The sequence below is a fragment of the Aphanothece hegewaldii CCALA 016 genome (assembly GCF_003007785.1).
Taxonomy (GTDB): domain Bacteria; phylum Cyanobacteriota; class Cyanobacteriia; order Cyanobacteriales; family Microcystaceae; genus Chroococcus; species Chroococcus hegewaldii.
The window spans coordinates 1-11,035 of record NZ_PXOH01000059.1 but is presented as its reverse complement, the minus strand read 5'-3'; the positions used below and the strand labels follow the sequence as shown (position 1 = coordinate 11,035).

Annotated in this window: 7 protein-coding genes; 5 read left to right on the top strand and 2 right to left on the bottom strand. The window is 39.4% G+C overall.

Features of this window, described 5'->3' with window-relative positions:
- Positions 1–100: 100 nt before the first annotated feature.
- The 5 genes from C7H19_RS24090 (at position 101) to C7H19_RS24070 (ending at position 3,590) form a co-directional block, all read left to right on the top strand.
- The gene (locus C7H19_RS24090) at positions 101–427 is read left to right on the top strand and encodes an immunity 53 family protein (protein ID WP_106459453.1); all 327 of its coding nucleotides are present in this window, start codon (positions 101–103) and stop codon (positions 425–427) included.
- 507 nt (positions 428–934) lie between these two features.
- Positions 935–1,903, top strand: a complete 969-nt coding sequence (locus C7H19_RS24085) for a tyrosine-type recombinase/integrase (protein WP_106459452.1) — start codon at positions 935–937, stop codon at positions 1,901–1,903.
- Positions 1,904–1,946: 43 nt separating this feature from the next.
- Positions 1,947–2,195 carry a YlcI/YnfO family protein gene (locus C7H19_RS24080; protein ID WP_106459451.1) on the top strand — a complete coding sequence of 83 codons (249 nt, stop codon included), beginning with the start codon at positions 1,947–1,949 and terminating at the stop codon, positions 2,193–2,195.
- The gene (locus C7H19_RS24075) at positions 2,188–2,613 is read left to right on the top strand and encodes a type II toxin-antitoxin system VapC family toxin (RefSeq protein WP_106459450.1); all 426 of its coding nucleotides are present in this window, start codon (positions 2,188–2,190) and stop codon (positions 2,611–2,613) included. The genes C7H19_RS24080 and C7H19_RS24075 overlap by 8 nt, the downstream gene beginning before the upstream one ends.
- A 50-nt stretch (positions 2,614–2,663) precedes the next feature.
- Positions 2,664–3,590, top strand: coding sequence for a hypothetical protein (locus C7H19_RS24070; RefSeq protein WP_245927759.1), 927 nt, complete (start codon positions 2,664–2,666; stop codon positions 3,588–3,590).
- A 378-nt stretch (positions 3,591–3,968) separates the two neighbouring features.
- On the opposite strand, the gene C7H19_RS24065 is transcribed toward C7H19_RS24070, so the two are convergent.
- Complete coding sequence (locus C7H19_RS24065) at positions 3,969–8,927, bottom strand: DUF5724 domain-containing protein (RefSeq protein WP_106459449.1); 4,959 nt, start codon at positions 8,925–8,927, stop codon at positions 3,969–3,971.
- Positions 8,928–8,950: 23 nt separating this feature from the next.
- Positions 8,951–9,376 (bottom strand): hypothetical protein, encoded by a 426-nt coding sequence (locus tag C7H19_RS24060; RefSeq protein ID WP_106459448.1) that lies wholly within the window; start codon positions 9,374–9,376, stop codon positions 8,951–8,953.
- Positions 9,377–11,035 lie beyond the last annotated feature (1,659 nt).

Genomic DNA, 11,035 nt, shown 5'->3' with positions numbered 1-11,035 from the left:
CACAATTACTTAGCTATGTTAGTGATCGCAGCGATAACAATTTGGTTATGATTTATGTTTGCAGACACGCCCTAGTTAACTGGCTTCTTTTATCTGAGTGATGAGCATTCTTGCAGACATTCAAAAATGGTATGCTTCAAATTGCGATGGCGAGTGGGAACACGGTTTCGGCATTACAATTAACACGCTTGATAATCCTGGCTGGTCTGTAACTATTAACCTTAAAGATACAAATCTCGAAGGCAAAAACTTTGAGCCTTTTCAGAATGAGGCATCCGAAGAACGTTGGATTTATTGTTCAGTAGAAGAAAACAAGTTTCGTGGTGCAGGTGATGAAACCAAACTTGAGGAAATTCTGAAAGTTTTTCTGGATTGGGCATTCGTCGCAAAACGAAGATTGGTTGAAACCGCCAGAACCGCTCACTGATGAAGAATTGCTGTCTTTGGAGGATGAAGAATTTCTAAATCTGCTTGGTGAAGAAATTGGAACGGAGCTTTGTAAAAGTGAGGATTGTACACATAAACGGATTAAAAATAGCGTAATGTGTCGCCGTCATCATTTTGAAATGGTTAAGAACCGCCCGTTTCCCGAACGCGCCAGCTAACAAGTCAATGGAGCGGAGCGCAAATCAGCTACTTTCTTAAGTTCGGCGGTTCGCCGCACCCGCGCTCGAGAAGCCGTTAACATCAATAACCTTTCTGCCGCTTCACATCGACTTAAACAGCATTTCAAGCATTTACTTATATCTCTAACTTAAGCCTAAAACTTTTTCCTTTGTACACTAAAATAAAGAATTTCATTTTATGTGCGTGCTTTGTTTCAAGTTATGCTCAACAAATTTCACTTTATGTGCAAACCGACAATGGATTTGACAACGGTTCGTTGACATTTTAAACTAGGTTACGGAAACGTTCATTACCATAACCTAAATCCGTGAAAACACAGGCACTCGCCAAGCCAGAAAAATTCGGTTCTCTCACTTGTGAGGAACCCGATCTGCTGGCACAACTCCTATCCGATAAACGATCGCCTGAAACCCGTCGTGGTTATGCGCGAGATCTACGCGACTTCTTCCGCTTTGTGACAAATGTTGATGAACCGACACCCGAAGTAGTACAAGCTTTCTTAAAATTAGACCAGTTTCAAGCCCTCTCATTGGTGCTGCGTTACAAATCCCATCTCTACGATGAGCGTTCCTTAAAAGAAGCTACAGTGAATCGGCGGTTGGCTGCCATTAAATCATTAGTGCGCTTGGCGTTGCAGTTAGGACAATGCAGCTTTACTTTGTCTGAAATCAAAGGGGATAAAATCGTTCGTTACAGAGATACGACAGGAATCAGCAAAGAAGCTTACCGCAAAATGTTGGCTATTCCAGACCGAAATACCTTGAATGGAAAACGTGATTATGCGATTCTACGGCTGCTCTGGGATAATGCGCTGCGTCGGGGCGAAATTGAAAAAGCGGATATTAAGGATTTAGATTTAAGTGAACGCTCTTTGTTGATTTTAGGAAAAGGTAAGGGTCAACAAAAGCAAGCGATTACCTTATCTCGTCTGACGGTCGAAGCGATTATGGATTGGTTACAGGCCAGACGCGAAGTCGATGTCACGCAACCTCTGTTCATCGCGCTAGACCGTGCTTATTACGGCCATCGACTGACGGGAACTGCTATCTATAAATTAGTGGATGGGATTGCAGTTTCAGCAGGCATCAATAAGAAACTCTCACCGCACCGCATCAGGCATTCGGGGATTACGGCGGCTTTGGATGCGACGAATGGCGATGTCAGGAAAGTGCAGAAACTGAGTCGTCATGCCGACTTGAATACTTTGATGATTTACGACGACAACCGAAAGGATGTACAGGGGGAAATTTCCGATTTACTATCGGAGTTAGTGTAGGTTATATTAAATGATATCAAAAGATGGTTATATTTAATGAAACATGGAAAAGGAAGCAGTAACGATTCGATTTCCCCTAGAGTTGGTGAAGAAGGCCAAACAACTTAAAGAAGGGAAGGAGTCTTTTAACGAGTTAGTCGTCGAAGCCTTAGAGCGAGAAATCAAAAGACGCAAAGCCAATGAAGCCCATGAAACAATTTTACAGGTTAGGCAACAGGTTAAACAACGAACGGGAGTTCATCCAGACCCGCTTCCCCTCATCCGTCAACTAAGATTCGGGGAAAATGATTAGAGATAGTTTCTGTCTGGATACCAGCGTCTTCATCAAGTATCTGTGTCCCGATGAGCAGGAAGAATCAGCGACTTTTTTGGTAGAGAAAGCTCTTAATACTCGAATCGTCCTTCCTTGTTTTGCTTGGGCAGAAGTCGCAAAGGTGTTACGAAAAAAGGTGAGGAGTGGATTACTCAGTAGTGATGAAGCTAGTCAACTTTATCAAGCATTTGGTGATTTACCGATCGAGTACATTGATGCAGAAGACATTCGCGTTCGGTCTTGGGAGCTCGCTCTCTCATATGATTTGTTAACTTTGTATGATTCTGTCTTTTTAGCAGTGGCAGAAAAAGAATCGGCTCAATATTGGACAGCAGATGGGGTACTACTCAAAGCTTTGAATCCTAAACCATCTTATGTATTTGAACTATCAAGTTAGCCTTAAAACGCAAATAGGCAAATTTAATTAATTTTAAGAGAAAATTGGAGATGGCCAGACGATCTAAAGATGAAATTACACAAGACGGACATATCAAGCTGCCCCGTCAAACGGCGCAAACTCGTCCAAGAGAAATCGATGAAATGCTAACCTATTCGGTTCGGGACACCACGACAATCCCCGTCACTTCTATCACAGTAAAGGAGATAGACATCAAGCTAGAATCTTTGTCGGAAGATGAAGAAAAAGACAAAAAACACCTAGAACACAAGGTAGAACGAGCTTTTTCTGAAGCCGGGTCAGCACTCAAAGAACTACGAGATAGGAAACTGTACCGCAACACTCACACCACCTTTGAAGAATATTGTCGTGACCGTTTTGGCCACAGCCGTCAGAAATCTTATTACCTCATAGCGGGTGCTGAAATTTTCCAAAACTTGTCAACGAATCGTTGTCAAATTCTCCCAACGACTGAGTATCAAGTCCGTCCTCTGTCGCTGTTAGAACCACCACAACAGCCCGTAGCCTGGAGACTCGCTGTAACAGAAGCTGGTGGGAAAGTCCCGCCAGCAAGACTCGTTAGAGAAGCGGTGCAGCTTCTTCAAGAAAAACCTCATAATATCTATGAAGTTGGGGAAGTCGTGGGGATTATTGCAAGGGATCATCCTCAACTACGGGGTAAGAATGGCTGTTGGGCGATCATTACTGCGGTATATGAATTCAGTTGCGATCTACAATTCTGGAACGGAGTTGCTGATGGAGTGAGAATTGAGTATATTAAAGAACTCGGCTACACCGAAGAAGAGTGTCAATCAGTTCAGCAGTTGTGCGAGCGCATCAAACGATTACGCTCAAGAGATGATTTGGAAGATACAGCTTATGCTTTTCTGGGATTATTAGGAAAGTTGAAACAACCTTATTTAAGTGATTTAGAAGAAGAGATGTTATCGGTTTTAGAAAGAACTTATGGATTGTAGCTATTTAAGAGAGGGTAATGTGATCTGTCACGCGCGAAGATGAAACGAATCCCCTCAAGGCTTACTCCTGAGATGAAATTTTCTCGATTTTGTATTAATGTCTGTCCTAAGTTTATCTGTTTTTTCATCAAATTGGGTGAGGTACAATAGGTTCTTTCTCCAGATATAGCAGACATTTGTCGCGTTTTTAGTGGCAGCAGACACAGCCCAGTCGCGGTCAAGAGCGATCGCGTTTTAACTTAGCGGCATTCATCAACGCAAATACCAACGCACACATAGTAAAATTACTTCTTGAAAGAATTTTTTTGAGTCATTGGAAAGACTGGCTTAATAACAAAAGTATTAATCAGTTTTCCCATCTTACTTTTTTTTGCTTCTTTATAAAATCTGTTCTAAAATTGACGGATCTTTAATTTCTTTGTCTTTTGCTAATAAAATGACCTTAGACAAAATTTCGGCGGTTTTGGGGTCACTATCGGCAAATGGTAGAAATAAACGTCCTCGATGTTGGGAATGGACAGGTATAATACACACGGTGCCACCGGGTTGACGGTGAATAATACCGCTACCTAAATGAATCGAATAATTGCCTAAACTCCCTTCAATCACTGCATGAGAGTTTTGTAGCTGAACATTTTTTAGTTTAAGTAAACGACAAAATTCTTCAATTAAAACCCGTCGCATCTCGACTGTTGAGGCACTCGCTTCGGGGTCAACTCCTCCAAGATGGGCCACACTCACCACTAAATCAAGATCTCGCATCGTCTCACTAAATAGCTGTGGTGGGACTTCAGATAAATTTAATTCTTTCCCTTCTCCTCGTTTAGTGAAATAAACACCCTCTATCGTTAATCCTTCCATTTCTAGAGGAGTATAAAAACCATACTGAAATGTCACCCATGCAGATATATCCGCTTCATGAAAAGTACGTCTGACCCCTTCATCGGGAGATGTCACCCATCCCCGTTGACCCCACAAAGCTAGAGCCTGTTTAGGATTAATTTGCTGACCTTCATAGCGACGAGACAGGGTATGATTAGCGGTTTCTGTGGGTGTAAGTACATACAGTTCCCGAAAGATTTGTTTAAACGGTTGGGTACGTTGGTTAGTAAAACATTCTTGCTGCCAATGATGCCATTCTGTCTGTAATAAGTCGTATGAATGAGCAATTTTTAAGATTTGTGACTTAATAGGTTTAATTTTACCATTATATGTTTTAAAAGCAGTTCCTTTCTCCACAGGATAGCCAATTTCACCCTGTCCGATAAAAATTAACTGTTCTAGCATCGGGGCTAAAATGGGATGGGTGCAGAGTTGCTGAAATTCATTGACAGTAAAACTATCTCCTCGACACATTGCTTCTTCGAGAGATAGACGCATTCTGGATGTTTGACGAGTAATGTCTTGTTTGCGATTTTGTAATTCAACGATTTTCGGATTTTTTTTCAGTTGAGTCGGAACCGCTTTTAAAGATTTACCTTGTTTAATAATTGTTATTTTGGGTTTGCCGTCTGAAGTAATAGCCAGAGAGACGCTAACCTCATCAATAGTAGCGGTTTGAGGTTGTTTCACTAAATCTGATATCGCTTGTGCTTCCATTGCCCATTGTAAATGTTGGGGGTCACGATATCCAGCATTGCGGGCGAGATTTTCTAAACCCATTTTAACGGCTAATTTTTCGCTGGCTTGTTTTTGTGAACCAAACTGACGACTCGTGCGGAGAAATTCTTGTATAATCCGATAGCGTTCGAGTAAATCTTGTTCTCGATTTTTTAGGGGTAATAGTCCTAATGCCCTGACAGCATCTTGATTTCGTTTTTGAGTGATGCGATTGATCAAAGTTTCTCGCTCTATCTTACCTAACATCGCTTCTGCAAACAATTGCGCCCGTTTATGTCCTGCACCACTAGAAGCATATTTAGCCGCGTCATAGAGTTGTTGCCATTTGTCATCTAAACTGGGGTAAATCCGCAAAAACCAATTGACATCAACTGCTCCATCAATTAAACTTTGTTCCGATAATGGAGTTTTTTCTGTTACCTGTACCGTCCATGCTTCTTTGATATCATGGGGAACGTGCCACTGATTATCCTTAGTATGGGCATGAATCCACCAAACGCCCTCTGTGAAATTCGGCTGTTCTATGGCATATTCTACATAATTTGTCCATTGCGGGGCATAAAAAGCTAGTTCTATCAGTTGTTGTTCTGGAATCTTAGCTGTTTTAACCGCTTGGGCAAAGTCTTGGGGAGTTTCGGCAGATGCAGGAAAGCTAATCCGAATTAGATGGCTAAAAACGGTAGCTTTACTCTGATTATCGTAGCTATAGCCCCGAATGAGTTTATTTTTGCCAAACAGTTGTAGTAGTTTAATCAGAGTGGCAATACCTTCAACGGAACGGATAGCAAGTGCAGGAATAGATGCGGCTGTAGGTAAGTCTCCCCGTTGTAGTTCTACTTCAATAATACGTGTTCGACAACGATCGCTCAATTCTTTTAAAATAGGATCTAAATCAGTGTCTTGTTTTCTAGCCGTTAAAACTGATAAGTCATGGAAATCTCTTTGGGGTCGTTTTAAATGAGTTAAAGCACTAGGGTTAATCTGTTTTATTAAAACATCAAACTCATTTAGTTCAGGGGTTGGATTTTCGGCTAATAAATAAGCAATAATATCGGCTTCGGTTGCTTCCTTTAATCGATAAGCCAAGACGGTATCTCGTAATAAGCTATGTTTATTGGATAAAGCAAAAAAATAAAATTGACATAACCAGCGACTCATCTGCCAAAATTTTATTCTTTGTTTTTCTGTCCAATCAAAAGCAGAGGAGTGACGAAAAGAACGGGTAAGATTCCACCACCCCATAAAGGTATATATGATCAGTTGCTCAAGATAAAAATTTTCTATTGTTTGGTTAATTTCTGCTAAAGGAATTAGGGTAAATGTCGTGGCTGATGCGTCTAATAAAAAGTCAATTAGATTTTTAGGTGGATGCTGTTGAATTAAAAATCTTAAAATCTCTTTAATTAAATCGATATAAAGCAAATTTGGCGGTTCATTAAATAGCGTTTTTTCGGCTATTTTCCACCATTCCATATTTTGATAGGTCGGAATTTGCTCTAAATCATGGGAAAAAGGATTAAAAGAATGGTTATTCAATAAACACGCGATCGCTCTGACTAATTCTAAACCATCTTGATCCCTTTCTGTTTTTCCTCGATTTTGCCACCAGTTTAGCCATACTTCTTGTAGCGGAAAATTATTAATTTGATCTTCAGAAAAAGAATAGTAGTTAGCCAACAACAAATTACTATAGTTACCTAATAATTGTTCGGTCGTACCGTCATCTGTTTTGATAGTAATGGGTGTATGTTTGTGTTGCTCAATTAATTGATCCAAAGACTGTAAGCACTTATGAGCCGCCGTCGAGACAAATTTATATTTTTTATCAACTTTTGGAGGAATAATTGGCGTTAATTCTTCTAGTTTTATGAGTCCTAGTGCATCTTCTAAAGTTGCTTCTTTTTGTTCTACTTCGACAAGTTTCTCTAATAACTGAGTTTCATTTTCAGATAAATTTGTTTGTTTAGATTGATAGTTTTTGGCATAGTTTATACAATCTTCTATTAAACGTTTTTGATTTTTTAATTCGCGTAAAAGTTCTAAACCTGCTAAACGTTGTGGTGCTTGTTTTGCTGCTAGTAATCGTTGTGCTGATGCTAAAGTTTCTGAGTCGGTTTGATTGAGTAATAACTGTAAAATACCTCGACGTAAATCACTCGACTTACGAGTTAGTAACTTTTCTAAATAAATAGCTTCCGTTGATGTAATATTGCTATTTGCTTTCGCTAAAATCTTAATAATTTGTTGACGTACCCATTGACTAGGATCTGCAATTAAAGACAATAAAATGTTTCTAATTTCATCATCCCAAGGTTGTATTAACGATAGTTTATTTGCTAGTTCTTGTCTTTGATAAACATCAAAATGAGAGAGATAGGGAATTAAAAGTTTTGGAGAACGTTCACCTAAATTATTGATTAATGCTGTTGTGATTAAACTTTGAGATGTTGCTAATTTCATCCATTCCCAGACTAGCGGTGTTAATTCTTTTGACTTTTCGGGAAAGCGAGAAAAATTTCTTTCTAATCGTTCAAATAATTCCGTTTCTAATAAAGTTTTTGTTGAATATTGATGAAAGATATTTAAAGCAAAAGTGGCTACTCTTAAATCTGGATCGTCAATTGCTGAAATAATAGCAAGTTTGGCTTTTTCTAAATCGAGTTGTGCTAAAAAATAGACGGCAATAAAACGATGTTCAACATGAGGATGGTTGAGAAATTGACTCGCCACTGGAATAGCAGCAACAGCATCATGATAAGCTAATGTCCAGAGTGCAAAATATACGCTTTCTGCTTGCTCACTTTGTAAAGCCTCTTGTAAGGTATCTGTACTTTCTAAAAAAGATAAAACCTGTTCTAAACTTGATTTAACAACTTGTTGATTGGTTGATTCCCACCGCAAACCAAACCATGTATCTACTGTTCTAACTGTCGCACTAAAACGAGTCAAATTGTGTTCAATGATTAATCGAATCATTCTTTTAAATGCTTCGGGATGTGCTTCGTCAACTGTTTCTAAAATAACTTGTCTTAAACCTTCCTGTCTTTGCGCTGCTAACAAAAAATTCTCGATAAATTCCCAACCATCGGGACGAGACGCAATTAATAAACCCCTTGTGACATGACGACCCATTGCACCAATTGCATGATCTCCTTTAGCCGATTCTACTAAAATAGAAAAAATCTTATTTCCTAATTTATCATTAGCATTAATCGCGGCTGCAAATAATATTCCTAAGTGATCACTTCCGTAATAACTGATATAAGGAGTCCAAGTAGCTAACCAAGGTAAATCTTGATCATACCCTTCAAGGATACCCAACAGAGGAAAAAACCATTGACACCGCTTTTGATTTATTAATTCTGAATGGTTTGGAACACGAAATGCTCGACGGGAATAACTTGACTGATAGGGCAACTGCGGAAATAATTGCCATGTTTGTTCTAAAGTTGTCGCGATTTTGGGAAATAAAAGGCTAAAAATCGTTAATCGTTCTGATGAATCAAGACTATCTAACTGTAGAATTGCTTCCTGTTGAAACTGATAAATATTTTGCCACTCTCTCGGTTGTCGTCCTTTGTCATCATAGCCGAGAATTCCCCAAGCAATTTCTTGCAATTTTGGAGGTAATTTTGGAATTTGAGTAAGTTTTTCTTGTTTCCACGACGGATTTTTTAGCTTTGTCAGTTGTTCTTGGGATTGTTCTCTAGTTAGCATAGGAATATTCCATTAAATAAGGTTTAACCACCCACTAAGGGGACTAGGCGTAAAAACATCAGTTGGCTATCGGTTTTTAGAGAGACAATGCTATCTAGGGTTTCTTGTTGCTGTTCATCAACAAAAACAAAATAAAAACCATCCTCAAATGCTTGTAATACAGTATCTACAGCCTCTTGAGGGTCAACGGTCTGTACGATATCCCGTCCCCCCATATCAATTTTTCCCTTTTCGACTCCTGTTCTTATCTCTGATGGGCTTAAAGTTTTGATTAAACGGCGTTCTTCACTACGAGTGCGAAATGCTTCTACTTCTGCTAAAACTACTTGTGTCAGTAATTCTCTTAGGGTTATCGAGGTTAACGTTTGAGGGAGAGGTAGACACCACTCAGAAAACAGGGGTTTAGTTTTGCCTAAAATTTGGCCTGAAATGTACAGGGTAGAGGGCATAAAAGTTACTTAACATTAACATAGCTCGAATGTACTATATATTAGGGCAGAAATCTAGATGTTTTACCTCTACCTACTGGTATTAAAACTGAGCCAATTGAACTATGCTAGCTGAGTATGCGATCGCCTAATTGGACGTTGGCAGCATCGACAATCAAGACAATTCCAACTGAAGATTTTCTCTCCTTAAGATTTGGCTTTTGCGGGTTCTACATCGAAAAGAATCGACGACTGTCAATCAATCTGTGTAAGTTTTTGTCGGCAATTGCGGATTCATAAAACCCTGACGAAAGATGGTGCGCCTTCAAATACAGAGATTAACTATGAAACAAATGAAACAACTAACAAGGCGTAGAACTGTCTAAATATGAAGGGAGTGCGGAATGCACTGCCGAAAAGCGACCGCGTTTATGCGGTCAGCCGCAAGCCCTGCCGATAATCGGCTCTTATCGGCTGACCTGAATTTTAAATTCAGGTCGGTCGGCAGCCTTATAACTACACAGACCGACTATGATACTTAAAAATTACTCCTAAAAATAAGGCGACCTTAGAACCAGACAGACTCTCTAAGAAACCTACTAACTCACAAACAAAGATGTCCTCCTAAAAATAAAGGAGTCTTCGTATTACTACGATTCCTCGTGTGACAAGGGAGACAACTTCAAAAAGACTCTTAGAAAAAAACTGAACTCATTTGGACAACCTTGTTTAGTTAGTTCATGGGTATCATAATTAATCTGTTTTTAAAAGGTTGTCCCCCTTCCACAATGTTTAATGTATCTCCTTTATTTTTGAGGTCGTTTTAGCTCTTATTTTTGAGTTCGTTTCTAAAAATGAATCAACTTCTTCAAAACTCCCTTCATAGCGCGAAGCCAAGCGCGTCCCCCTTTCACAATGTTTAATAAATCCCCTGGGAAAAACCTAGACAAAAAGCCAAGCTTTGGAAAAATATCAAACAAATAGGGACAGCCTCTCTCTCAACAGTTTAACTATGGAACTAATAGATCAACTCAAAAAGGAGGACACGGATTGGCGACTTGTCGCCAATCGTGAGATGTCCGTCGCTGTCCCTATTTGTTAAGATTTTATGAATCCCCTTCATCATATATGGAAACGAACTCAAAATTAAAGGCGACCTTAAAACTACACGGACTATCTATAAAACCAATGAATTAATTAACAAAGGTCGCCTTTAATTTTAGAAGTACTTCTATAGGTTTGAGCCACTAAAATTTGGTCGCAGAGCGCATTATAAAGATTTTTGGTTGTAGAAAACTTGCCTCAAAAATAAGCCAGCCTTTTTGAGTTCCCCTTTTTATCTCACAGATAATTCCTATAGTTCTAAGGCTGGCTTATTTTTAGAAGTACATCCAAATGAACTAATCTCTAAAAATGCGCTCGGCGTAAGGCTTGGCTTTTTGTGAAAGTTAGAACTTGCCCGCTGCTTTATGGTACATAAGAACTATTTGAAGGGATACACAAAACCCTGACAAAGATGGACAACCTTCAACAACAAAGACTAACCCCAGAACACATGGACTATCCGTTCAAGGTTGTCCATCTTTGTCTAGTTTCCTTCTAGGGCGACCGTAAGATCGAGTGTCGATTTTTCATTCGAGGAGCGCGCTTCTCTTGTTAAAAAAAACAAATTGTAAAGCT

Excerpts from the sequence above, each read along its gene's own strand:
- C7H19_RS24090 (WP_106459453.1), top strand. The coding sequence starts at position 101 with ATGAGCATTCTTGCAGACATTCAAAAATGGTATGCTTCAAATTGCGAT.
- C7H19_RS24080 (WP_106459451.1), top strand. The coding sequence starts at position 1,947 with ATGGAAAAGGAAGCAGTAACGATTCGATTTCCCCTAGAGTTGGTGAAG.
- C7H19_RS24075 (WP_106459450.1), top strand. The coding sequence starts at position 2,188 with ATGATTAGAGATAGTTTCTGTCTGGATACCAGCGTCTTCATCAAGTAT.
- C7H19_RS24070 (WP_245927759.1), top strand. The coding sequence starts at position 2,664 with ATGGCCAGACGATCTAAAGATGAAATTACACAAGACGGACATATCAAG.
- C7H19_RS24065 (WP_106459449.1), bottom strand. The coding sequence starts at position 8,927 with ATGCTAACTAGAGAACAATCCCAAGAACAACTGACAAAGCTAAAAAAT.
- C7H19_RS24060 (WP_106459448.1), bottom strand. The coding sequence starts at position 9,376 with ATGCCCTCTACCCTGTACATTTCAGGCCAAATTTTAGGCAAAACTAAA.